Origin of the sequence: Marinobacter sp. DUT-1 (assembly GCF_050379415.1) — a bacterium.
In the GTDB taxonomy this organism is placed as follows: Bacteria; Pseudomonadota; Gammaproteobacteria; order Pseudomonadales; family Oleiphilaceae; genus Marinobacter.
Window position 1 is genome coordinate 613,602 of the sequence record NZ_JBNRLS010000001.1, and the last position, 22,675, is coordinate 636,276.

General features: G+C 60.1%; 22 protein-coding genes. 16 read left to right on the forward strand and 6 right to left on the reverse strand.

The features are described from left to right. Positions 1-159 precede the first annotated feature (159 nt). A complete protein-coding gene (locus ACQUTG_RS02835; RefSeq protein ID WP_428917940.1) occupies positions 160-1,752 on the forward strand; it encodes an MFS transporter in 1,593 nt (530 codons plus the stop codon). 94 nt (positions 1,753-1,846) lie between these two features. Here the strand turns inward: ACQUTG_RS02835 and ACQUTG_RS02840 are convergent, their stop codons facing one another. From ACQUTG_RS02840 to ACQUTG_RS02850, 3 genes are all read right to left on the reverse strand, one after another. Further along, positions 1,847-2,662: a class I SAM-dependent methyltransferase gene (locus ACQUTG_RS02840; protein ID WP_428917941.1), complete on the reverse strand. Its 816-nt coding sequence runs from the start codon at positions 2,660-2,662 to the stop codon at positions 1,847-1,849. 168 nt (positions 2,663-2,830) lie between these two features. After that, a complete protein-coding gene (locus ACQUTG_RS02845; RefSeq protein WP_428917942.1) occupies positions 2,831-4,336 on the reverse strand; it encodes an MFS transporter in 1,506 nt (501 codons plus the stop codon). Positions 4,337-4,381: 45 nt separating this feature from the next. Then, a complete protein-coding gene (locus tag ACQUTG_RS02850) occupies positions 4,382-4,843 on the reverse strand; it encodes a universal stress protein (protein ID WP_428917943.1) in 462 nt (153 codons plus the stop codon). 279 nt (positions 4,844-5,122) lie between these two features. Between ACQUTG_RS02850 and ACQUTG_RS02855 the strand changes: the two genes are divergently transcribed. The 3 genes from ACQUTG_RS02855 (at position 5,123) to ACQUTG_RS02865 (ending at position 7,951) form a co-directional block, all read left to right on the forward strand. Continuing rightward, positions 5,123-6,481, forward strand: a complete 1,359-nt coding sequence (locus ACQUTG_RS02855) for an MFS transporter (protein WP_428917944.1) — start codon at positions 5,123-5,125, stop codon at positions 6,479-6,481. 103 nt (positions 6,482-6,584) lie between these two features. Beyond that, positions 6,585-7,040 (forward strand): EVE domain-containing protein, encoded by a 456-nt coding sequence (locus tag ACQUTG_RS02860; RefSeq protein WP_428917945.1) that lies wholly within the window; start codon positions 6,585-6,587, stop codon positions 7,038-7,040. A gap of 89 nt (positions 7,041-7,129) precedes the next feature. Next, positions 7,130-7,951, forward strand: a complete 822-nt coding sequence (locus ACQUTG_RS02865) for an ion transporter (RefSeq protein WP_428917946.1) — start codon at positions 7,130-7,132, stop codon at positions 7,949-7,951. On the opposite strand, the gene ACQUTG_RS02870 is transcribed toward ACQUTG_RS02865, so the two are convergent. Then, positions 7,952-8,329: a SirB2 family protein gene (locus ACQUTG_RS02870; RefSeq protein WP_428917947.1), complete on the reverse strand. Its 378-nt coding sequence runs from the start codon at positions 8,327-8,329 to the stop codon at positions 7,952-7,954. A 125-nt stretch (positions 8,330-8,454) separates the two neighbouring features. Between ACQUTG_RS02870 and ACQUTG_RS02875 the strand changes: the two genes are divergently transcribed. Next, positions 8,455-9,639 (forward strand): NnrS family protein, encoded by a 1,185-nt coding sequence (locus ACQUTG_RS02875; protein WP_428917948.1) that lies wholly within the window; start codon positions 8,455-8,457, stop codon positions 9,637-9,639. A gap of 32 nt (positions 9,640-9,671) precedes the next feature. Here the strand turns inward: ACQUTG_RS02875 and ACQUTG_RS02880 are convergent, their stop codons facing one another. Beyond that, positions 9,672-10,196, reverse strand: a complete 525-nt coding sequence (locus ACQUTG_RS02880) for an SRPBCC family protein (protein WP_428917949.1) — start codon at positions 10,194-10,196, stop codon at positions 9,672-9,674. A 229-nt stretch (positions 10,197-10,425) separates the two neighbouring features. Between ACQUTG_RS02880 and fabA the strand changes: the two genes are divergently transcribed. Both fabA and fabB read left to right on the forward strand, forming a co-directional pair. Continuing rightward, on the forward strand, positions 10,426-10,935 hold the full coding sequence (gene fabA, locus ACQUTG_RS02885; protein ID WP_410327708.1) for a bifunctional 3-hydroxydecanoyl-ACP dehydratase/trans-2-decenoyl-ACP isomerase: 510 nt from the start codon (positions 10,426-10,428) through the stop codon (positions 10,933-10,935). An 11-nt stretch (positions 10,936-10,946) separates the two neighbouring features. Then, positions 10,947-12,158: a beta-ketoacyl-ACP synthase I gene (gene fabB, locus ACQUTG_RS02890; RefSeq protein WP_428917950.1), complete on the forward strand. Its 1,212-nt coding sequence runs from the start codon at positions 10,947-10,949 to the stop codon at positions 12,156-12,158. Here the strand turns inward: fabB and ACQUTG_RS02895 are convergent. Beyond that, positions 12,145-12,501, reverse strand: a complete 357-nt coding sequence (locus tag ACQUTG_RS02895; RefSeq protein WP_428917951.1) for a helix-turn-helix transcriptional regulator — start codon at positions 12,499-12,501, stop codon at positions 12,145-12,147. The genes fabB and ACQUTG_RS02895 overlap by 14 nt on opposite strands. 198 nt (positions 12,502-12,699) lie before the next feature. Here ACQUTG_RS02895 and yegQ point away from each other — a divergent pair, with 198 nt between their 5' ends. From yegQ to traF, 9 genes are all read left to right on the forward strand, one after another. Further along, positions 12,700-14,019 carry a tRNA 5-hydroxyuridine modification protein YegQ gene (yegQ, locus tag ACQUTG_RS02900; RefSeq protein WP_428917952.1) on the forward strand — a complete coding sequence of 440 codons (1,320 nt, stop codon included), beginning with the start codon at positions 12,700-12,702 and terminating at the stop codon, positions 14,017-14,019. Between the two features lie 548 nt (positions 14,020-14,567). Then, positions 14,568-16,016, forward strand: a complete 1,449-nt coding sequence (gene sufB, locus ACQUTG_RS02905; RefSeq protein WP_428917953.1) for a Fe-S cluster assembly protein SufB — start codon at positions 14,568-14,570, stop codon at positions 16,014-16,016. 61 nt (positions 16,017-16,077) lie between these two features. Further along, positions 16,078-16,851, forward strand: a complete 774-nt coding sequence (gene sufC / locus ACQUTG_RS02910; RefSeq protein WP_428917954.1) for a Fe-S cluster assembly ATPase SufC — start codon at positions 16,078-16,080, stop codon at positions 16,849-16,851. Positions 16,852-16,863: 12 nt separating this feature from the next. Next, positions 16,864-18,150, forward strand: a complete 1,287-nt coding sequence (gene sufD, locus ACQUTG_RS02915; protein WP_428917955.1) for a Fe-S cluster assembly protein SufD — start codon at positions 16,864-16,866, stop codon at positions 18,148-18,150. Between the two features lie 6 nt (positions 18,151-18,156). Continuing rightward, complete coding sequence (locus ACQUTG_RS02920; protein WP_428917956.1) at positions 18,157-19,410, forward strand: aminotransferase class V-fold PLP-dependent enzyme; 1,254 nt, start codon at positions 18,157-18,159, stop codon at positions 19,408-19,410. 13 nt (positions 19,411-19,423) lie between these two features. Beyond that, the gene (locus ACQUTG_RS02925) at positions 19,424-19,780 is read left to right on the forward strand and encodes an iron-sulfur cluster assembly accessory protein (RefSeq protein WP_343811875.1); all 357 of its coding nucleotides are present in this window, start codon (positions 19,424-19,426) and stop codon (positions 19,778-19,780) included. Positions 19,781-19,874: 94 nt separating this feature from the next. After that, the gene (gene sufT / locus ACQUTG_RS02930; RefSeq protein ID WP_239036125.1) at positions 19,875-20,417 is read left to right on the forward strand and encodes a putative Fe-S cluster assembly protein SufT; all 543 of its coding nucleotides are present in this window, start codon (positions 19,875-19,877) and stop codon (positions 20,415-20,417) included. 159 nt (positions 20,418-20,576) lie between these two features. After that, positions 20,577-21,041, forward strand: coding sequence for a SufE family protein (locus tag ACQUTG_RS02935; protein ID WP_428917957.1), 465 nt, complete (start codon positions 20,577-20,579; stop codon positions 21,039-21,041). A gap of 273 nt (positions 21,042-21,314) precedes the next feature. Beyond that, entirely contained in the window at positions 21,315-22,637 is a 1,323-nt protein-coding gene (traF, locus tag ACQUTG_RS02940; RefSeq protein WP_428917958.1) for a conjugal transfer protein TraF, read from the forward strand. The last annotated feature ends 38 nt before the right edge of the window (positions 22,638-22,675 follow it).

Below are 22,675 nucleotides of genomic sequence, written 5' to 3' on the forward strand. Positions count from 1 at the left end.
AAGACAGCCGAATGGTATTGAGATTCGCCACCACAATTCAGCCAGCTGTTTCCTTGATGAATATCAAGATTGGTTCTGCCACTTGATTTGCACAATGACACCAAACCCAAATAGCCACGGGGTTCCGTGGTGCCAGGGCAGTAAATCAAGGAGCAGAAAATGGCCAAAACCAACGCAGACATCGAACACTGGGATGTCGAAAGTGAAGAGTTCTGGGAGCGGGAGGGCAAGCGTATTGCCACCCGCAACCTGTGGATTTCAATCCCCAGCCTGCTGATCGGTTTTGCGGTCTGGCTGATGTGGGGCATGATCACGACTCAGATGAAGAATCTGGGCTTCCCATTCACGGTGGACCAATTGTTCACCCTGAGCGCAATAGCAGGCCTTTCCGGCGCGACCCTGAGGATTCCGGCCTCGTTCATGATCAAGATTGCCGGTGGCCGTAACACAGTCTTCCTGACCACTGCACTGCTGATGCTTCCGGCGCTCGGCACTGGCATCGCCCTGATGAATCCGGAGACACCATTCATCGTGTTCCAGGCCCTGGCGCTGCTGTCCGGTATCGGCGGCGGTAACTTCGCCTGCTCCATGAGCAACATCAGCGCCTTCTATCCCAAGAGCAAACAGGGTTATGGCCTGGGCATGAATGCCGGACTCGGTAACTTCGGCGTTACCACGATGCAGATCCTGATCCCGCTGGTGATGACAGTAGGTATCTTCGGTGCCCTCGCCGGCGATCCGATGCAGCTGCAAAGCCCGAGCGGTACCCTGATCGGCCGTATTGAAGCCGGCACCGACACCTGGATCCAGAATGCCGGCTTCATCTGGCTGGTGTTTCTGATACCGCTGGCTTTTGCCGGCTGGTTCGGCATGAACAACCTGAAGGTGGTCACCCCGAACCCGGGCAGCCCGATATCCGCCTTCGGCAAGATCCTGGGACTTTATGGCGTGGGCCTCCTGACCTCCATTATCGGTGTCTGGGCTCTGGGCATCATGAACATGTGGATTGCCCTGCCGCTAACCATCATCCTGACCGTGGTCCTGCTGCGCCTGATTCCCGGCGACATCCAGCCCAACATCAAGAAGCAGTTCGCGATTTTCAGTAACAAGCACACCTGGTCCATGACCGTGCTTTACATCCTGACCTTCGGCTCCTTTATCGGCTTCTCTGCGGCCCTGCCCCTGTCCATCAGCGTCATCTTCGGCAACATGATGGAAGTGGGCGCCGACGGCACCATGACCCGGGTGGTCAATCCGGATGCACCGAGCGCCCTGACCTGGGCCTGGATGGGACCGTTCGTAGGTGCACTGATCCGTCCGGTGGGCGGCTGGATCTCCGATAAGATGGGTGGCTCCATCGTGACCCAGATCATCTCCGTGGTTATGGTGGTCGCTTCCGTGGCAACCGGTTACGTGATGATGCTGGCCTACAACTCCACAGATCCGAACAGCTACTTCGCCCTGTTCCTGATCCTGTTCATCGTCATGTTTGCCGCAAGCGGTATTGGTAACGGCTCCACCTTCCGCAGCATCGGGTTCATTTTCGACCAGCAGCAGAAGGGCCCGGTCCTGGGCTGGACCTCCGCCGTCGCTGCCTACGGCGCTTTCATCGCCCCCCGGGTGATGGGCCAGGAAATCCAGGCCGGCACCCCGGAGGTGGCCATGTACGGCTTCGCGGTGTTCTATGCGGTGTGCCTGGTGGTTAACTGGTGGTTCTACCTGCGCAAGAACGCGTACATCAAGAACCCCTAGAACAGGACAGCAACGCCCTGCCCCAACCGGCCTCCTGTGTGGAGGCCGGTGCTTTTCTGCCTCTCAGCCCACTCCCTTTCCGAACCGGACGGCTTCAAGCCCTCACTGCTGAAGCGATATGAACCGGCAACGGGAATTCCACGGTGCCATCGGGCCCGGTAAACGGCGCCAACGCTTCCTCGGCCTCCCGGGTCACAACGTCAACGGTCTGTTCGTCCAGCCGGATCTGTGCGAAAGGAAACCAACCCCTCACATCAGCCGCAACCATCGTGCCCACATCCGGAAAACGGGCCGTGCCCTCCGAACTCGTTATCACCACATCAGCGATCCCCGCATCGGCGAAACACGATGCCAGCACATCGACATCGCCCAGGCTGAATGGGCTGCGCAGGGCCTGTCCGACCTCCTCGGCGACAACACGTGCGTAAATGTCCGCCAACGCCGCATAGGCCGGCAGGGTATCGAGCGAATCGAACACCGCCACTGCCAGCCGCCCACCGGGAACCAGGACCCGCATCATTTCCTGCAGCGCACGCTCGGGGCTCGGGAACAGCATGAGCCCAAACTGGCTTACAACAGCGTCAAACTGCGCGTCTCCATAAGGCAACTGCTCTGCCGGCCCTTCACGCCATTCGATAGCTTGAGCTCCCTTTTTCCGTGCGACCGCCAGCATCGCCGGGTTGATATCCAGTGCGGCAACAATACCCTCCGGACCAACCCGCATTGCCAAGGTCCGGGCAAGGACGCCCGTGCCGCAGGCAACATCCAGCACCCGCTGTCCTTCCCGGACCGACGCTGAATTCGCTACCGCTGCTGCCCATTGACCGAACAAAGCCGGCACCAGCAGCTGTTCATAGGTTTCCGCGACCGTTTCAAACCGGTCAGCGGCTTCAAGATCCTCCTTTTCCATGGCCATTGTCCTCCCCGGTCATGTTCAGCTGACACTTCTCCGGGGCAGGGTCATTTCATCCTGCCCGAGCAATTGGACCGTTTTTTGAGCCCGATTACGCCCCGCCTGCCTAAAAACAAAAAAAGCCCGCCGGGATTACTCCCGGCGGGCTTTCTGGAGGAGCTGACCTCAGCTGGTGCTGGCAGCAGCCTGGCGCAGACGCTCCTCTTCCTCGATCTGGCGGTCCACGGAGGAGACGTGGTACTCATCAGAGAAACCGCTCTCCGGCTCCTTCAGCCACATCACGCACAGCACCCAGCTGATGAAGGCGCCGGCGGCAATAATGTAGAAGAACTGGGTCGGGGTGACGAAGGTGAAGATGGTCAGGTACACCACCGCCCCGACGTTACCGTAGGCCCCCGCCATACCGGAGATCTGGCCGGTAAGCCGGCGCTTGATGGAGGGAATGATGCCGAAGGTGGCGCCCTCGGCACCCTGCACGAAGAAAGAAGTGAACACGGTAATACCGACGGCAATGATCAGCGGCCAGCTGGAGTTCATCAGGCCCATCATGGCGAAGCCGACTGCAATACCGAACATGTAGCTGAGCATCACGAAGCGGCGGTTACCCATACGGTCCGAGACCAGGCCACCCATGGGCCGGGCCACCAGGTTCACGAAGGCAAAGGAGGCGGCAATCAGTCCGGCCGCGGTGGCACTCAGGCTCCAGGTTTCCTCGAAGAACATGGGCAGCATGGAGACTACGGCCAGCTCGGCACCGAAGTTAGCGAAGTAGGTGCTGTTCAGGGCCGCAACGCTGTTGAACGGGTATTTGTCATCCTCCGGGACACCCTTTTTCAGGATAGGCACGTTGACTCGCAGGATCTGGATAATCTGGTAGCAGACGATGGCAAAAATGACTGCATAGCAAATGGCAGCACCGGTGGTGCTGAGGTAGCCCATGTTCTGGATGCGCCAGACCAGGATGGCCAGCACGCCCACAAGGGGAATGGTCCAGAGAATCAGTTTGACCATGTCACCCCAGGTGCTCACCTCCAGGGCCACCGCCTTGCGGGGCTTGCGGTGAACGGTGCCGACAGGGCCGTCAGTGATGGCGAACCAGTAGTAGACGCCATAGGCCGCCATGACAATGGCGCTCTGGGCAATGGCCCAGCGCCAGCCGTCTTCACCGCCGTACATATGCAGGGCGATGGTGGGCAGGGAGATGGCGGCCGCGGCGGAACCGAAGTTACCCCAACCGGCATAGAAGCCTTCCGCAAAGCCGATGTCCTTGGGCTTGAACCACATGGCAGTCATGTGGATGCCGACCACGAAGCTGGCACCGATGGAGCTGAGCACCAGGCGGCTGACCAGCAACTGGGTCATGGTGTTACCGAAAGCGAAAAACAGTGCCGGGATGGACATCAGCACCATGAGTACCGAGAACACCCGGCGGGGACCGAACCGGTCCAGGGCCATGCCCACCACAATGCGGGCCGGAATCGTCAACGCCACGTTGCAGATGGCAAAGAGACGGAGGTCATCGGTGGTCAGCCAGTCCACACTCTTGAGCATGCTGGACGCCAGCGGCGCCATGTTGAACCACACGTAAAAGGTTATAAAGAATGCAATCCAGGTCAGGTGCAGCGCCTTGATCTCGGCGTTCCTGAAGCGGAAGACGTCTGCGACTTTCATTTCAGCCTCCTTGGGCTATCAATCAGAATCTCGGTACTGGCCGGTTCAGCGGCTGGGCAGGATCAGGAGTGGGCACTGGATCCGGCGGGCAAGGAACGAACTCACGCTGCCGAAAGTCATGTAATCCAGTTCGTCCACGAAATAGGTGAGCGAGCGGGCGATGAACCCACCGTCCGGTTCATGGCTGTGGCGGGCAATCACCAGCATCTCCGGGTGGATCTTTTTCTCGGCGGCATACAGGAGCATCTTGCGAGGATCGCCCTCGAGCAGCATGGTTTCGGCAGCCACGTCCTCGTTCTGGCACACCTCCATGGCCTCGTTCAGGTAATCTTTCAGCTCGGTGACTTCCTGCTGGAACAGATCCTCATTACCCGAGGTGATATCCCGGGGGTTTTCCGCCACGGCCACCAGGGTCAGCTGCGGTTTCAGGTCGCGAAACATGGTGATGGTCTGAGCCAGTGCCAACCTGGCATTGCGCGAACCATCGTAGGCAATCATGATTTTCATGGGCTTCTCCGAAGGCAGGTATCCGCCCCTCAAGAGGGGGGATCAATTGATATCTGTCAGCCATTAGCCCACATTCCGCCACCCCCCATAATTGACGTAAATCAACGCTTCTGGCGCCTACCCCACGAGAGAAATCAAGTACCTATCCCCTTACCGGCCAAAGCCGTCACTTTCCTACCACCGCTGCATCCATGTGGAGGTACCTCCAATGCCCCGCATCAAAAAACCCCGTATTTGGTATGGTTAAAACATCATCGAATGCTGGAATGGAGGGCAGCAATGACCACTACTCCGACACGACCACAGCAATACCGGGCGTTGGGTTTATCGACCTTCTCGTTCACCCTGTGCTTTGCGGTGTGGACCATCTTTTCCATCATCGGGATCCGGATTGCCGAAGACCTGGGGTTATCGGATACCCAGCTCGGACTGCTGATGGCCACCCCGATCCTGACCGGTTCCATCAGCCGCTTATTCCTGGGCATCTGGACCGACCGTTACGGCGGGCGCTGGGTGTTCGGCATCCTGATGCTCACTACTGCCGCCTGCGTGTACCTGCTCACCTTCGCCACTACTTACCCCATGCTGCTGGTTGGGGCTCTGGGGGTTGGCCTGGCCGGTGGCTCGTTCATTGTCGGGGTGGCCTACACCGCTGCCTGGTTCGAGAAGGAGCGCCAGGGCACCGCGCTGGGCATCTTCGGTGCGGGTAATGTGGGTTCTGCGGTGACCAACTTCGGCGCTCCGTTCCTGTTGGTGGCCTTCGGTTGGGAACAGACCGCCCAGATCTATGCCACGGTGCTGGCCATCATGGGCGTTGTGTTCATAATCCTGGCCAGGGAAGATCCGCTTGCCGCGGAGCGCGGCGGCGAGAAGGCCAAAACCTTCATGGAACAGATGGAGCCGCTCCGGGAGCTGCGGGTCTGGCGCTTTGCCCTCTACTATTTTTTCGTGTTTGGTGCCTTCGTGGCCCTGGCCCTGTGGCTACCGCACTTTTTGATTGGCGTGTACGGGCTGGACATCAAAACAGCCGGCATGATTGCGGCGCTCTATACCATCCCCGCGTCATTGTTCCGGATCCTGGGCGGCTGGCTGTCTGACCGGTTCGGTGCCCGGCGGGTCATGTACTGGACATTCGGTGCCTCGGTTGTCTGTACCTTCCTGCTCAGCTACCCGCCCACAGACTACGTCGTGCACGGCATCGAGGGCGACATCCGTTTCACCCTGGACATGAGCCTGCCGATGTTCGTGGTGTTGATCTTCACCCTCGGCTTCTTCATGTCCCTGGGCAAAGCAGCGGTGTACAAGCACATTCCGGTGTACTACCCGATGCATGTCGGCGCTGTGGGAGGTGTTGTGGGCATGATCGGGGGCCTTGGCGGCTTTATCCTGCCCCTGGCCTTCGGTGCCCTGAATGACATCACCGGCATCTGGCAGAGCTGCTTCATGCTGATGTTCGTGATCGTGGCTGCCGCCTTGGTCTGGATGCACTACGCCATCCGGACCGCGGAGCGGGAGGAATGGGCTGCCCATGAGGAACGGACCGACCTGCCGGAACTGGCAACACCGCACCTGTTCTACCCTCTGAATCGCCCGCACCATCAACCACCCGTCGGCAAGACGCCGCCGAAACGGGAGTGACCCGGATTCTCTCCGGCAAGCCTCGGTTGCAATACTGCGCCCCCGGCCTCCGGGGGCTTTTTTTTTGCTGGTATACTGGGTGCGCTAACCAAGTGAGGACATCATGGCAAAGTGGCTGGTCAAGACAGAGCCTTCCGAATGCGGCATCGAGGATTTTGCCCGGACACCCGAACAATCCATCCCCTGGGACGGTGTGCGCAACTACCAGGCCAGAAACTTCCTGAGAGAGATGAGCAAAGGGGATGAGGTCTTCATCTACCACTCCAGCTGCAAACACATCGGTGTTGCCGGGATTGTGGAGGTGGTCAGAAGCGCCTATCCGGACCCGACCCAGTTCGACGACTCCTCTGACTATCACGATCCGAAGAGCGCTCCGGACAAGCCTCGCTGGGATGCGGTGGACCTGAAGTTTGTCCGCACACTGCCCCGGCTGATCCCGCTCGACGAACTCAGGACCCTCCCGGGTCTCGAGAATCTGCCCCTGGTGCGCAAAGGAAGCCGGTTATCGGTGATGCCGGTGAGCGAATCGGAATGGCGGATCATCCTCGGCCAGGCCTGAGCCAATCGTGACATCAGGGTAAATACCCTACCCCCAACCCCCGCCAGCCATTAGAATTGGCGCCGGTTTTCTTTACGCGGAGCTCCAGCATGTCCCCGGAACTGAGTCCTGTTGCCGGTTTCAACACCCTGCGCCGGATAGAATCGAGCAAGATCTTTCAGGGCGCGGTCATTGCCATCATCATCCTGTCGGCCCTGACCATCGGCGCCAAGACCTACGATCTGCCACCGCTGGTGGAGCAGAGCCTGACCGTGATGGACAACGCCATCACCGTGTTCTTCCTGATCGAGATCCTGTTCCGGTTTGCCGCCTGCCCGGTTAAACGGCGGTTCCTGCTGGACGGCTGGAACCTGTTTGACACCATCGTGGTGATAGGCAGTCTGATCCCGCTGGACAACTCCGAGGCCGTACTGCTGGGTCGACTGCTCAGGGTATTCCGGGTCCTGCGCCTGGTCTCCGTGGTGCCGGAGCTCCGGTTCCTGATCAACTCCCTCCTTAAGGCCATCCCCCGCATGGGCTACATCGCCCTTCTGATGTTCATCATCTTCTACATCTATGCGGCCATGGGCGCGCTGTTCTTTGCGGATGTCGACAAGGAGCTGTGGGGCGATGTCGCCATTGCCATGCTCACCCTGTTCCGGGTCGCGACGTTCGAGGACTGGACCGATGTGATGTACGCCACCATGGAGCAGTACCCGCTCAGCTGGCTGTACTACCTCACCTTCATCTTCCTGACCGCCTTTGTGTTCCTGAACATGATGATCGGCGCCATTCTGGAAGTAATGGGAGAGGAGCAGAACGCCAAGCAGGCCCAGAAAGCCCACGATGAACGGGATGAAATCGCCCGTCAGCTCCAGTCAGTGCAGGCGCAATTGCAGGAGCTGACCCGGACGATCTCGGAGCGGCGCTGATCAGCCAAATACCGGCTTGGTCATGGCCAGATGGAAAATGGCGCCGATCTGGATAAACGCCAGAACGGCGGCGAAGACCCGGGTCGGGGTGCCGAGGGTGGTTTTCAGCGCAAACAGACCAGCGACGATGTAGCCAACCAGCAGGAAGATCTTGGCCGTCAGCCAGCCGTGGACAAAGGGCATCCAGGGTGTCACGAACAGCAGGCTGATGGCCGCTACCAGCAGGATGGTGTCGTTGGCGTGGGGAATCCAGCGCAGCGGCGTGCGCCGCCATTCCGGCCGACCGACGGCATCCATCAGCAACCTCAGGGCAAACAGCACCACCGTGATATACGCTGTCGTCATGTGCAGGTGTTTCAAAATCAGGTAGGCACTCATAAGACTTCCATTCTGAATCAATGTGATAGAGGCATTGTACGCAAAGATACCCGGTTGGGGGTATGGTCATCTCCAGCACGAAGGAATAACATATAACACAAATATATGTATTATGGAGGCCCGCTATGCAGGCAATCCCGACCTCGGCGACCAAGGATGCGGCCAGCATCCGTCAGCTGTTCAGCTATCCGTTTCGCATCTTCTTCCTGTCCATGACCGTATTGGCGCTGGTGGTGGTGCCGGTGTGGGTGATGCAGGTAACCGGCGTGCTGAATCTGCCCCTGGCCATGCCCGGCTTGTTCTGGCACCAGCACGAAATGCTGTTCGGGTTCCTGAGCGCGGCCGTCGCCGGCTTTTTGCTGACCGCGGTTTGCGTCTGGACCGGTACCAACCGGACCCACGGGGTCAGGCTGGTAGCGCTCTGGGGCGTCTGGCTGGCAGGCCGACTGGTTCTGGCCTTCGGTGCCGGTCTGCCGGACTGGCTGGTCCACACCGTCAACCTGGCTTTCCTGCCCCTGGTCATGATTGATGCCGGTTGGCGCGTCTGGCATGCCCGGCAGAAGCGGCAGCTGATGATCCTGGTGGTGCTGGGCCTGCTCTGGCTGATGCAGATCGGGTTCGTGCTGCGTCTGGACATGACCTACAGCTACGGCGCCCTGATCATGGCCATGGCACTGATCAGCATCATCGGCGGGCGCATCACGCCGGCCTTTTCCAGTGGCTGGTTGCGCCAGCACGGCCTCGATGCTTCAGGCATCCGTATGGTGCCTGCCCTGGACATGGCCACTCTGTTCTCCATGATCCTGCTGATGGCTTCTTTGGTCACCGGCTGGCAAACCATAAGCGGATTACTCGCCATCGTCGCCGCAACCCTGATGCTGGTCCGGCTGGCCGGCTGGAAGGGCTGGCTGGTCCGAGAGGAACCGCTGTTGTGGATCCTGCATCTGTCCATTCTCTGGGTTCCGGTAGCACTGGCACTGCTGGCCGGCACCCTGCTGGCCGGGTGGCCGTCCAATGCCTGGAGCCACGCCGCCGGTACCGGGGCTGTCAGCTGCCTGATCCTTGGCGTGATCGCCCGGGTTTCCCTGGGCCACACCGGCCGCCCGCTCGTACTGCCTCGAGGCATGGTGCTGGCCTTCATTGCCATTCATCTGGCGGCGCTGATCAGAGTGCTCACGGCCCTTGACATCATTCCCTGGCACCCGGGCATCGGCAGCAGCACCGTGTTGTGGTTCGTCGCATTCGGACTGTTCCTGATCCGCTACACCGGGGTATTGGCGTCACCACGGCCGGACGGAAAGGAAGGGTAAGTCAGGAAGGGAGCAGGTAAGCTGGCTGCCACTCAGGCAGCCAGCTTTTCTTTTGCCAACTCGGAGAAGACCGCACGGGCCAGCCGGAACCGGTCAGCGGGAAAGTGAATGCTTATACCCTCAAGGGCGGCCATCAGCATTTCCAGATGGGCATCCCAGCCAGCGCAGGCAATGGGCACCAGCTCATCGTTGGGTAGGGACAGAGTCAGACGGAGCCGGGTTGCCTCGCCGGAATCCCCGAGCGCGTCGAGCTCCCAGGTCAGCGGTCGCTCCGGGTCATCACCGGCACTCCAGGAGTAGGCCAGCAAACGCGGCGGCTCGCACGCCCGGATGTAGCAGTCGATGGGTGTTCCGCTGTTGCCGAACTCCAGCTGCACCCTGCCACCGGGCCGCTGCTCGATGACGCCCGGGGCAAGCCAGCTGGCCAGATGCACGGAATCGGTTAACATCGCCCACACCCGCGCCGGCGAATGATCAATCTGCCGCTCCAGTTGAATCTCGACCCGGTCACCCCGCAGCGCCAGATCGCCCTCAATTGCCAGTTCTTCGCCATTCATAGACACCTCCGGGGAATCCCGTTTAATGACGATTCCAGGTTCAGGTTCGGGTCAGGCTAGCAAAGGCCGGGTACGGGGTCTTTGATGACTGTCAATTGACCCGTTTCAGGGGATCCGGAACCCCGAATTCAGACAATCAACCGGTAATCATCCACTAAAGGTCAATAGCACCGGCCCGAATAGGCGCTAAAGTATGAGTAAATCATTTTGTAACTGAGACACTGGCACTATGAACCCGGATCATTTTGACAAAGAAGACCTGATCAAGTGTGGCCACGGCGAGCTGTTCCCCGGCAACATGCGCCTGCCTATTGACCAGATGCTGATGTTCGACCGCATCACTCACATCGCAGACGACGATGGCCTGTATGGCAAGGGGAGCATCGTGGCCGAACTGGACATCAACCCGGACCTCTGGTTCTTCAAGGTTCACTTTGTTGATGATCCCGTTATGCCCGGCTGCCTGGGCCTGGATGCCATGTGGCAACTGGTCGGATTTTTCCTGGCCTGGGGTGGCGGCGAAGGCAAGGGACGTGCGCTCGGTTCCGGTGAAGTGAAATTTACCGGCCAGGTGCTACCCACTGCCAAGAAGGTAACCTACCGCCTGGATCTCAAGCGCGTGATCCGGCGCAAGCTGACCATGGCGATTGCCGATGGCCGGATGGAAGTGGATGGCCGGGAAATCTACACCGCCAAGGACCTCCGGGTTGGCATGTTCACCTCGACCGATGATTTTTAGGAGTTAACAGGATGCGTCGCGTTGTAATCACCGGCATGGGGATTGTCTCCAGCCTGGGAACCAACCAGAAAGAAGTAGCCCAGTCCCTCCGCGACTCAAAGCCGGGGATTGGTTTCAGCCAGGAAGCAAAGGACAACGGCCTGCGCAGTCACGTGTGTGGCCAGATTGACCTGAACCTGCCCGAGCTGATCGACCGCAAGCTCTGGCGCTTCATGTGCCCGGCTTCCGGATACACCTACCTGGCCATGCGCGAAGCTATCGAGCAGTCGGGCCTCACTGATGAGCACATCAAGGCCGACACCACTGGCATCATTTTCGGCCAGGGCGGTGCCTCCACGGTGGAACTGCTGGATTCCATCGACACCCATCGCGAGAAGGGCATCCGCCGGGTCGGCCCTTACCGGGTGCCCCGCACCATGGGCAGCGCCATCAACGCCTCCATGGCTACCGGATTCGGCATCCGCGGTATCAACTACGGCATCACCTCCGCCTGTGCCACCAGCGCCCACGCCATCGGCCACGCCGCCGACCTGATCGCCCTGGGCCGCCAGGATGTCATGTTTGCCGGCGGCGGCGAGGACATCCACTGGACCCTGAGCCTGCTGTTTGATGCCATGGGCGCCCTGTCCACCAAGTACAACGACACCCCGGAACTGGCCTCCCGTACCTACGACGCCGACCGCGATGGTTTCGTTATCTCTGGCGGTGGCGGTGTCCTGGCCCTGGAAGCACTGGAGCATGCCGAAGCCCGTGGCGCCAATATCCTGGCCGAACTGGTCGGCTTCGGAGCCACCTCCGACGGCGCAGACATGGTCGCCCCCAGCGGTGAAGGCGCCGTACGCTGCATGAAGCAGGCCATGAAGAATCTGGATGGCGAAATCAGCTACGTGAACACCCACGGCACCAGCACGCCGGCCGGTGACATCACCGAGCTGAAAGCACTGAAGGAAACCTTCGGCGACAAGATCCCGCCGCTGAGCTCAACCAAGCCGCTGTGCGGCCACGCCCTGGGCGCGGCCGGCGTGCACGAAGCCATCTACAGCCTGATCATGCTGCGGGAAGGCTTCATCGCACCGTCCGCCAACATCCAGAACCTGGATGAAGGTGCCGGGGGCTACCCGATTGTCCGTGAGCGCATGGACAATCAGAAGCTGGACCTGGTAATGAGTAACAGCTTCGGCTTCGGTGGCACCAACGCCACCCTGATCTTCAAGAAAGTCTGAGGGAACGGTATTCAGCCGGGGAAGTGCCCATCCAGCGCTTGAACGCCCGGCTGAATGCACTCAACTCCGAGAACCCAAGCTGCTCGGCGATTTCCACCAGCGGCTTGGTTTTGTCCTGCATGTAGGTAAGCGCCTGCTTACGGCGAACGTCCTCCAGCAAGCTGGCAAAGGTCAATCCTTCTCGCTTCAGCTTCTTGTGCAGGGTGTAACGGCTCATGTGCAACTGGGAAGCCACAACCTCCACCCCGACCTTGCCACGGGCAAGCTGCACGGTGATCAGTGAACTCACACGGGCACTCAGCGACGCCCGCGCAACCTCCGGCCTCAGAGGCTCTGATGCCATGAACGATTCCTCCTGTATTCTATCTGGCCTTATCTGCCAAGCAGGTTAGCGTACACATGTTAGCCGAAAACAATCAATAAGACCTTTGAGCGAGATCAAAGCCCGCCCTCACGCTTTCCGGCAAACTGCACGCCCTTGTAATGTCACCATGGCGGGACTGTACCCCCGCCCCGCACCGAGAATACCCGGAGTTTTGCCATGACCACCCCGGAACTGCTTGCCCCGGCGGGCACCCCCGAACACCTCGAAACCGCCTTTGCCTATGGCGCCGACGCGGTCTACGCGGGCCAGCCACGCTACTCCCTGAGAGTAAGGAATAACAGTTTCAAGGACGTTGCAGCCCTGGGCGCCGGCATCAACCGTGCCCACGAACTGGGAAAACAGTTCTACCTGGTCTCCAACATTGCGCCCCACAACAACAAGGTGCGCAGCTACCTCAAGGACCTGGCTCCGGTGATCGAACTGGGCCCGGACGCCCTGATCATGTCCGACCCCGGCCTGATTATGCTGGTCCGGGAAAAATGGCCGGATCAGCCGATCCACCTCTCCGTGCAGGCCAACGCCGTCAACTGGGCCACCGTCGAATTCTGGCGCCGCCAGGGCATTAGCCGCGTCATCCTGTCCCGGGAACTGGCCCTGAACGAAATCCGCGAGATCCGCGAGCGGGTTCCCGACATGGAACTGGAAGTCTTCGTCCACGGCGCCCTGTGCATGGCCTACTCCGGCCGCTGCCTGCTGTCCGGCTACATGAACCACCGGGACGCCAACCAGGGCGCCTGCACCAACGCATGTCGCTGGAATTACAAAGAAGTCCAACACAGCCACGACCAGACCGGCGACCTGATCGCCACCTCCTCCGGGGACGACGTGCAGGAAGTGGAACCCCGGGAAATCCTCCTGGAAGAGCCCAACCGCCCCGGCGGCTTCATTCCCGCCTACGAGGATGAACACGGCACCTACATCATGAACTCCAAAGACCTCCGTGCCGTCCAGCACGTGGCGGAACTGGTCAAAATGGGCGTCCACTCCCTGAAAATCGAAGGCCGCACCAAGAGCACCTACTACGTCGCCCGCACCACCCAGGTCTACCGCCAAGCCATCGACGACGCCGTCGCCGGCAAAGGCTTCGACATGGGCCTGATGGACGAACTAGAAGCCCTGTCCAATCGCGGCTACACCGAAGGCTTCCTCCGCCGCCACCTGCCCCAGGAATACCAGACCTACGAACAGGGCTCTTCCTTCCTGGGCACCCAGCAGGTAGTAGGGACTGTTGCTGATGCGGATGACCGATGGCTGACCATCGACGTCAAAAACAAGTTCGCCCCCGGCGACCCGCTGGAACTGATCACACCGGCGGGTAACCTGCGGTTCAGTGTGGAAAGCATGGAAAACCGGAACGGCGAGGCCATGGGATATGCCCCGGGCAGCGGACATGTGGTCAGAATTCCCAAGCCGAGCCAGCTCCCGGAATCTCTGGATTACAGCTACCTCACGCGAATCCTGCCCGCCGGCGAATAGCAATTAGCCGAAGCCTCCGGGCGAGCCTGCCTCCCAAAACCGTGCATTGCCATGGATGGCAATGCCGAGCCCCCATGGGTGAGACAAGCGTTTATGAAGCGGAGCTTCATGCGCCGGCGAACGACTGCAATCTGCGATTGCAGGCCGGACCCGTAGGGGGTTCACGGCGTGTTTTGGGAGGCAGGCTCGCCCGGAGGCCACCCCCTATCCTTGCAGTCCTGCGGGTAAAACCTATCCCCCCGATTGCCGCTACCTTAGTGCCCCAAAGGCCGATTAAGGTATAATCCCTACACGCTCGATTTAATACCTGACTATTTTACTCTGGTATTGTATAATCGCTCGCCAGAAAGAACGGATTCCGCCCAATTCAACGACCCGGGCACCAGAAATCCGTCATCCAAAAACCGATTGCAGGGCGTACTCACGGAGTGAGCGACCACTGCAACACCCAACTAGACTGAATATATCCGCCCGCCAGCCCAACCAAACGGCTGCCGGTGACACCAAGGGCCAAGAGCCCGCGATGAGAGAATTACGGAGCGACGATCATGGCGACCACCGACAAAGAGGTGAACGAGCTGATCAAACGGGAATACGAACACGGCTTTGTGACCGAAATCGAAGCCGACACGTTCGAGCCCGGACTGAACGAAGACGTCATTGCCCGGCTTTCCGCCATCAAGAAAGAGCCGGAGTGGATGCTCGAATGGCGCCTGAAAGCCTATCGTCGCTGGCTCGAGATGGACGAGCCGGACTGGGCTCACGTCGGTTACCCGAAAATCGACTACAATTCGATTTCTTATTATTCCGCGCCCAAACGCAAGGAAGACATGCCCCAGAGCCTGGACGAAGTCGATCCGGAGCTTCTGAAAACCTATGAAAAACTGGGCATCCCCCTGCACGAGCGCGAAAAGCTGGCTGGCGTCGCGGTCGACGCGGTATTTGACTCCGTCTCCGTTGCCACCACCTTCAAAGAGCCGCTGGCCAAAGCCGGCGTCATCTTCTGCTCCATTTCCGAGGCTGTCCGGGACTATCCTGAACTGGTGCAGAAATACCTGGGCACCGTCGTACCCCACGGCGACAACTTCTTTGCCGGCTTGAACTCCGCGGTCTTCTCCGACGGCACCTTCGTGTATGTGCCGAAGGGTGTACGCTGCCCGATGGAGTTGTCCACCTACTTCCGCATCAACGCCGCCAATACCGGCCAGTTCGAGCGCACCCTGATTATCGCCGACGAAGGCAGCTATGTAAGCTACCTGGAAGGCTGCACCGCACCAATGCGGGATGAAAATCAGCTGCACGCCGCCGTGGTTGAGCTGGTAGCCCTGGACGACGCCCAGATCAAGTACTCCACCGTCCAGAACTGGTATCCGGGCGACGAGAACGGCAAGGGCGGCATCTACAACTTCGTTACCAAGCGCGGCGCCTGTATCGGCAAGAATTCCAAGATCTCCTGGACCCAGGTGGAGACCGGCTCCGCCGTCACCTGGAAGTATCCGAGCTGTGTGCTGCGGGGCGAGAACAGCGTCGGCGAGTTCTACTCCGTAGCGCTGACCCACAATTACCAGCAGGCCGATACCGGTACCAAGATGATCCACCTGGGCAAGAACACCCGGAGCACCATCATCTCCAAGGGTATTTCTGCTGGCAAGAGCTCCAACGCGTATCGGGGCCTGGTGAAATTCGGCCCGGGCGCGGAGGGTGCGCGCAACTTTACCCAGTGTGACTCGCTGCTGATCGGCGACCGCTGTGGCGCCCACACCTTCCCGTACATCGAGAGCAAGAACAAATCCGCCATCGTCGAGCACGAGGCCACCACCTCCAAGGTCAGTGACGAACAGATGTTCCTCTGCCGCCAGCGTGGTATCGACCCGGAGCAGGCCGTCTCCATGATTGTGAACGGCTTCTGCAAGGAAGTATTCAAGGAGCTGCCGATGGAATTCGCCGTGGAAGCCGGCAAGCTGCTGGAAGTGAGCCTCGAAGGCTCCGTGGGCTGATCCGGCCGAGCTTCACTGGAAACGCATTCATACAGATTCAGAGATAGAGAGAAGCGAACAAATGCTTAGCATCAAGAACCTGCACGCATCCGTTGAGGGCAAAGAGATCCTCAAGGGCATCAACCTGGAGATCAAGGCCGGGGAAGTTCACGCCATCATGGGTCCGAACGGTTCGGGCAAGAGTACCCTGTCCCAGGTGCTGGCAGGCAACGAAGCATTTGAAGTCACCGAGGGCGAAGTCACCCTCAACGGCGAGAACCTGCTGGACCTGGAGACCGAAGAACGGGCCCGGGAAGGCATCTTCCTGGCGTTCCAGTACCCGGTGGAGATCCCCGGCGTCAGCAACCTGCAGTTCCTGCGCACGGCCGTCAACGCCATGCGCACGCATCATGGCGAGGAAGAGATGAACGCCGCCGAGTTCATGAAACTCGCGAAGGAAGTCTCCAAACAGGTGGACCTGGATCCAGCCTTCCTCAAGCGTGGTGTCAACGAAGGTTTCTCGGGTGGTGAGAAGAAACGCAACGAGATCATGCAGGCCCTGCTGCTGCAGCCGAAGCTGGCCATCCTGGATGAGACCGACTCCGGCCTCGACATCGACGCCCTGAAGGTGGTGTCCGATGGCGTCAACGCCCTGCGCTCCGCAGACCGCGCCATCCTGATGGTCACCCACTACCAGCGCCTGCTGAACCACATCGTGCCGGACTATGTCCATGTCCTGGCCGGTGGCAAGATCATCAAGTCCGGTGGCCGCGAACTGGCCCTGGAACTGGAAGAGAAAGGCTATGGCTGGCTCGGCATCAAGGATGAAGAAACCGCCGACAGTGCTGCCAACTAAGGAGGCCGCGGAATGAAACCAGCACCGACCCTTTCCTCCGCGTTCCTCGAATCGGCCGGCCAGTCCCTGCCCGAGGCGCTACTGGAGCTGCGCAAGCAGCGCGGTACCGCCCTGGTGGACATGCCGCTGCCGACGCGGAAAACCGAGAACTGGAAATACTCCAGCAAGTATCTCAAGCTGACCGAGGACATGGCCAGCAGCCTGTCCTCGCAGGGCAAAGAACTTAGTGGCCATGAGGTACCGGGCTACCGGATCGTGTTCCTGAACGGCGTGATCCAGCCGGAAGCCAGCGAGTTCCCCCAGGTTGATGGCATTCGGGTAGCCAGCTTCCGCGACCTGGATGACCAGGAAGCCGCTGAACTGGCAGAGCAACTGGACAACACCCTGGACGACAAGGCCGTGCAGCTGGCCCGCCTGAATGCCGCGCGTTTTGAGGACGGCCTGCTGATCCGCCTGAAGCCGGACGCCGTGCTCGACCAGCCCCTGTTTGTGATCCACGAAGTCACGGCTGACGCCAGTGGCTCCGCCTTCCCGCGCATTTTCGTCGACGCGGGCCGCCACAGCCAGGCGACCCTGGTGGAGGAGTACCGCTCCAGCGGCTCCGAACCGGTCATGGTCAACACCGTCACCGAGTTCAAGCTGGGCGACGGCGCCAACATCACCAACGTTCGCCTGACCATGGAAGGCGAGAACGTGCAGCACATTGGCGCTACCGGTGTCCGACAGCAGCGCAACGCCCGTTTCGAGAGCCACACAGTCGGCTTCGGTGGCCCGCTGCGCCGCCATGACCTGCAGGTTCGCCTGGAAGGTGAAGGCGGCGAGTGCAAGCTCAACGGCGTGGTGGTCACCCAGGGCAAACAGCACTTTGACAACCACACCACCATTGAGCACGTGGCCGCCCACTGCAACAGCGAGGAGACCTACCGCAACATTGCAGCGGATCAGTCCCACGCAGTTTTCAACGGCCGGATTCATATCCACCAGGACGCCCAGAAGTCCAATGCGGATATGAACAACAAGAACCTGCTCCTGTCCAACGGTGCAGAGATCGACACCAAGCCGGAGCTGGAAATCTACGCCGACGATGTGAAGTGTGCCCACGGTGCCACCATCGGCCAGCTGGACGAGATCTCCCTGTTCTACCTGGTGTCCCGCGGCATCGGTCGGCGCCAGGCCAATGTGCTGCTGACCATGGCTTTCATCAACGAGCTGGTTGAGCAGATTCCGCTGGAGACAGTGCGTGAAACCGCCCACACCCGGCTGAACCAGTTCTTTGACCAGACCTTCCAGGAGGTGTGACCGGTAATGACTGACCTGTCCGTGGCAAACAGCGCCAGCGCCGCCGCGTTCGACGTGGAAGCGGTGCGACGTGATTTCCCGATCCTGTCCCAGCAGGTGAACGGCAAGCCCCTCGTGTACCTGGACAACGGCGCCTCGGCCCAGAAGCCGATCGCCGTGCTCGATGCCATGGACCGCTATTACCGGGAAATGCACTCCAACGTGCACCGCGGCGCCCACACCCTGGGTGACCGTGCCACCGCGGCGTTCGAAGGCGCGCGGGAGACCGTGCGCAATTTCGTGAATGCCGCCAGCACCCGGGAAATCATCTGGACCCGCGGAACCACTGAAGCGATCAACCTGGTGGCCAACGGCCTGGCTCCCCGCCTGAAAGCAGGTGACGAGATCCTGGTCAGCCACATGGAGCACCACGCCAACATCGTGCCCTGGCAGATGATCGCCGAACGTACCGGCGCGAAAGTGGTGCCGATCCAGGTCACGCCCGAGGGCGAACTGGACCTGGACTCCTTCAACAGCCTGCTGAACGACCGCACCCGGATCCTGGCCATCACCCATGTTTCCAACGTACTGGGTACTGTTAACCCGGTGGCACCGCTGATCGAGCAGGCCAAGAAGCGCGGCATCCTGACCCTGATTGACGGCGCCCAGGCGGTCCCGCACTTCAAACCGGATGTGCAGGCGCTGGGCTGCGATTTCTACGTGTTTTCGTCCCACAAGCTGTTTGGCCCCACCGGTATCGGCGTGCTTTACGGCAAGGCGCAGTTGCTGGAGGAAATGCCTCCGTACCAGGGTGGCGGCGAAATGATCGAGCGGGTGTCGTTCGAGCGCACCACCTGGAACGTGTTGCCCTACAAATTCGAGGCAGGCACGCCGGCGATTGCCGAGGCAGTTGGCCTTGGCGCAGCCATCGATTACCTCGAGAGCCTCGGCCGTGGCGCCATGGAAGCGGCCGAGAAGGCACTGCTTGAGCGCGCAAACCAGCTGGTCGAGACAGTACCGGGCATGGAGATCATCGGTACCGCCGCCAGCAAGGTTCCGGTCATGTCCTTTAAAATCGCCGGCCTGCACCCCAGTGATATCGGTACGCTGCTGGATCAGCAGGGCATCGCCATCCGCACCGGCCATCACTGTGCCATGCCGCTGATGGATTTCTACGGAGTACCCGGTACAGCCCGGGCCTCCTTTGCGTTCTACAATACGCTGGACGAGGTGGACAAACTGTTCACCGGCCTACAGAAGATCCAGCGCCTGTTTGCCTGATGGAGGTGGAATCATGACAGCCGAAGTCTTCACCCCGAGTGACGTAACCGTGACCATGACCCCGAGTGCGGTCAGGCACGTACGCAAGCAACTCGACAAGAAGCCGGATGCCAAGGGTATTCGCCTGGCCATCAAGAAGAGTGGCTGCTCCGGCTTCAAGTACGAGACCCAGTGGGTGGACGAAGCCGCAACCGATGACCGCGTGTTCCACATCGACGGCGTGGACGTGTTCGTGAAAGAAGAACACCTGCCGATGGTGAACGGCATCGAGATCGATTTTGTCACCGAAGGCGTGAATTCACTCTTCAAGTTCCGCAACCCGAATGCCACGGCGGAGTGTGGGTGCGGAGAGAGTTTTACTGTCGCCTGATCGGTGAAAACGGGGCAGACGTGAAGACGGGGTCAGATGAACGCTTTCATCTGACCCCAACCTAAACAAACCAAAGCACATTACGAGACCAGGCATGCAAGAACGGGAAGTGGTCCTGACCAAACGCGAGGTGGAAGCACGCCTCGTTCCTGCCGGAACCGAAATCATGATTCCGGCGGACACCTTTGTGACCATCACTCAGTCCCTTGGCGGCACCTTCACGGTGGCGGTCAACGGCAACCTGGCCCGGATTGAGGGCCACGACGCCGATGCCCTGGGCAAGCAACCGCTGGAAAGCAGCTTCGAGACCCCGGAAGACGGCACCGTCAACGAGAATCAGGTCTGGGAAGCCCTGCGCAACTGCTACGATCCGGAGATCCCCGTAAACGTGGTGGATCTCGGGCTGATCTACGAGTGCAAGATCGAGAACGACACCGAGGAAGGCAACCACGTCTACATCAAGATGACTCTCACTGCTGCCGGCTGCGGCATGGGCCCGGTGATCTGTGACGACGTCAAACGCAAGGTCGAGCATGTTCCCAACGTGGACAAGGTGACCGTCGAACTCACCTTCGATCCGCCCTGGAACAACGACATGCTGACCGACGAGGCCAAGCTGGAACTGGGGATGCTGTGAAGCCCGGGCTTAAACCGCTAACATGGGGTCAGATGAACGCTTTCATTTGACCCCGTTTTAGAACCCGACCCTGGGGTCTGAAGCCCCACCGGGGTCTGAAGAAAGCCTTCTTCTGACCCCATTTTCTTAAAACCCAGCGCCGAAAACAGCAGCAATCACATGACCGCCACCAAAGAAGACTTCCTGAACAACCCCCTCGGAACCAGGACCACCCTTGAAGATGTCCTGGACGCCTTCGAATTCCTGGATGACTGGGAAGAGCGCTACGCCTATATCATTGACCTGGGCAAGCAGCTGCCATCATTCCCGGATGACGCCCGTACCGAGGAAAACTACGTGCACGGCTGCCAGAGCCAGGTATGGCTGATCCACCACTACGATGAAACCAGCGGCAAGCTTTACCTGCTGATCGATTCCGACGCCATGATCGTGCGCGGTCTCGCGGCGATCATCCTGGTGGCCCTGAACGGCAAAAGCCCCCGTGAGCTGCTGACCACCGATATCGACGAACTGTTCGAACAACTGGACCTGTTCCGCCACATCTCCCCCACCCGCGGCAATGGCCTCCGGGCCATGGTGGGCAAGATCCGTGATCTGGCGGCGACCGAAGCCGCCGAGTCCTGATGAGGGAACCGGGGGTCTGATGAACGCTTGCCCCGCTGGGGTCTGAAGAAAACCTTCTTCTGACCCCGTCCTGGATGACCACCCCGGGGCATGATCGAACTCGGGGTCAGAAGAAGGTTTTCTTCAGACCCCTGAGCCAACCACCCCTCCACCCCCAACTTACACTTCGAAAACAATCTGTTACCACTTCTGTCATGTTCCCGAAAGGCGCCTGCTCTAACCTGTCTGCTCCGTAATATTTGCATTCCAAAATAACGCTAGACAGGTATCCGAATGAGCAGTAACCGTCTGACCAGACTCTCTGTGGCCATTGGCCTCTCCATTGCCACCAGCTCCGCCCTGGCAAGCCCCCAGCAGTTCATGTCCGCCCGTTCGTTTGGCATGGCCGGCACCGGTGTCGCCAGCGCACACCCGGCCGATGCCGCCATGACCAACCCGGCGATGATGGCGGCGGATCACCACGACTGGTCAGACGATTTCGGGCTGATGTTGCCATCAGTCAACGCCCGTGCAGCGGATGAAGAAGAGACGGTGGATCAGATCGATGATATTCAGGATGTGATCAGCGAATTCAACCGCCTCATCACTGAGTTCGAGAACAACCCGAGCGGCCAGAATGCCGATAATCTGGCCGGCAGCGCCGCGGACCTCCGGGACCGTCTGGTTGCCTTCGACGAGGACACCGTCAGGGTCAATGCCGGCCTTGGGCTCGGTCTCGCAGTACCCGGGCAAAGCCTTTCGGTGGGCGTATTCACCAACGCCAACCTGACTGCCACCGTGCGCGGCGAGCTTTCCGACAGTGACCGCAGCCTGCTGGACAATATCGCAACCGCAGCAGAATCCGGCTCGCCCTCCAACGTGCAGGCCATCATCGATGGTGCCGCGATCGACGACCAGGGTGATATCCGCTTTGACTCCCGGGGGCGGATCCTGGCCTCGGCAGTGGGTGAAGTCGGTATTGCCTTTGCCCGTGCCTTCGAGCTGCAAAGCGGTGATCGTTTCCAGCTGGGCGTCTCGCCCAAGTATGTGGAGCTGAGAACGTTCCAGTACACCGAGACCGTCTCCGGCTTTGAAGACGATGAGTTCGACGGCGACCAGTACCAGACTGACAAGAGCGGTTTCAATGTGGACCTCGGCACCGCCTATGCCTTCGGTGACGAGCACCAGTGGAATGCAGGCCTGGCCATTAAGAACCTGATCCCAATGGAGCTGGATTCCGCGGCCAGCCGGCCCGAGTTGGGCGAACAGGTTCGCACCCTGAAGCTCAACCCCAGGGTCACCGCCGGCATTGCCCACAAGAGTGAGCACCATCTGGTGACCGCAGAGCTGGACCTTACCAAAAAGGAAGCCTTTGGCTTTGAAGATGACACCCGGTGGCTCGCCCTTGGCGCCGAGTTTGATGCCTTGCGCTATGCCCAGCTGCGCGTCGGCGTGCGCCACAATCTGGCCAGCAACGACAACAATGACGGCATCGAAGAAGCCACCCAGTTCACCGCCGGCCTCGGCCTGAACATTCTGGGTGCACGCCTGGATCTGGGTGCGCTTTACAGCGATGCGGATGTGGGTGCGGCTATCGAGATTGGCAGCGCGTTCTGACCTGGACATGGGGTCTGATGAAAGCCTTCATCTGATCC

What these genes read in the sequence shown, in the direction of transcription:
- fabA (WP_410327708.1), top strand. Translation starts at nt 10,426, where the DNA reads ATGAACCCGGATCATTTTGACAAAGAAGACCTGATCAAGTGTGGCCAC.
- ACQUTG_RS02850 (WP_428917943.1), bottom strand. Translation starts at nt 4,843, where the DNA reads ATGAAAATCATGATTGCCTACGATGGTTCGCGCAATGCCAGGTTGGCA.
- ACQUTG_RS02920 (WP_428917956.1), top strand. Translation starts at nt 18,157, where the DNA reads ATGACTGACCTGTCCGTGGCAAACAGCGCCAGCGCCGCCGCGTTCGAC.
- ACQUTG_RS02855 (WP_428917944.1), top strand. Translation starts at nt 5,123, where the DNA reads ATGACCACTACTCCGACACGACCACAGCAATACCGGGCGTTGGGTTTA.
- sufB (WP_428917953.1), top strand. Translation starts at nt 14,568, where the DNA reads ATGGCGACCACCGACAAAGAGGTGAACGAGCTGATCAAACGGGAATAC.
- ACQUTG_RS02860 (WP_428917945.1), top strand. Translation starts at nt 6,585, where the DNA reads ATGGCAAAGTGGCTGGTCAAGACAGAGCCTTCCGAATGCGGCATCGAG.
- ACQUTG_RS02895 (WP_428917951.1), bottom strand. Translation starts at nt 12,501, where the DNA reads ATGGCATCAGAGCCTCTGAGGCCGGAGGTTGCGCGGGCGTCGCTGAGT.
- ACQUTG_RS02880 (WP_428917949.1), bottom strand. Translation starts at nt 10,196, where the DNA reads ATGAATGGCGAAGAACTGGCAATTGAGGGCGATCTGGCGCTGCGGGGT.
- yegQ (WP_428917952.1), top strand. Translation starts at nt 12,700, where the DNA reads ATGACCACCCCGGAACTGCTTGCCCCGGCGGGCACCCCCGAACACCTC.
- ACQUTG_RS02875 (WP_428917948.1), top strand. Translation starts at nt 8,455, where the DNA reads ATGCAGGCAATCCCGACCTCGGCGACCAAGGATGCGGCCAGCATCCGT.
- ACQUTG_RS02835 (WP_428917940.1), top strand. Translation starts at nt 160, where the DNA reads ATGGCCAAAACCAACGCAGACATCGAACACTGGGATGTCGAAAGTGAA.
- sufT (WP_239036125.1), top strand. Translation starts at nt 19,875, where the DNA reads ATGCAAGAACGGGAAGTGGTCCTGACCAAACGCGAGGTGGAAGCACGC.
- fabB (WP_428917950.1), top strand. Translation starts at nt 10,947, where the DNA reads ATGCGTCGCGTTGTAATCACCGGCATGGGGATTGTCTCCAGCCTGGGA.
- traF (WP_428917958.1), top strand. Translation starts at nt 21,315, where the DNA reads ATGAGCAGTAACCGTCTGACCAGACTCTCTGTGGCCATTGGCCTCTCC.
- ACQUTG_RS02935 (WP_428917957.1), top strand. Translation starts at nt 20,577, where the DNA reads ATGACCGCCACCAAAGAAGACTTCCTGAACAACCCCCTCGGAACCAGG.
- sufD (WP_428917955.1), top strand. Translation starts at nt 16,864, where the DNA reads ATGAAACCAGCACCGACCCTTTCCTCCGCGTTCCTCGAATCGGCCGGC.
- ACQUTG_RS02840 (WP_428917941.1), bottom strand. Translation starts at nt 2,662, where the DNA reads ATGGAAAAGGAGGATCTTGAAGCCGCTGACCGGTTTGAAACGGTCGCG.
- sufC (WP_428917954.1), top strand. Translation starts at nt 16,078, where the DNA reads ATGCTTAGCATCAAGAACCTGCACGCATCCGTTGAGGGCAAAGAGATC.
- ACQUTG_RS02870 (WP_428917947.1), bottom strand. Translation starts at nt 8,329, where the DNA reads ATGAGTGCCTACCTGATTTTGAAACACCTGCACATGACGACAGCGTAT.
- ACQUTG_RS02845 (WP_428917942.1), bottom strand. Translation starts at nt 4,336, where the DNA reads ATGAAAGTCGCAGACGTCTTCCGCTTCAGGAACGCCGAGATCAAGGCG.
- ACQUTG_RS02865 (WP_428917946.1), top strand. Translation starts at nt 7,130, where the DNA reads ATGTCCCCGGAACTGAGTCCTGTTGCCGGTTTCAACACCCTGCGCCGG.
- ACQUTG_RS02925 (WP_343811875.1), top strand. Translation starts at nt 19,424, where the DNA reads ATGACAGCCGAAGTCTTCACCCCGAGTGACGTAACCGTGACCATGACC.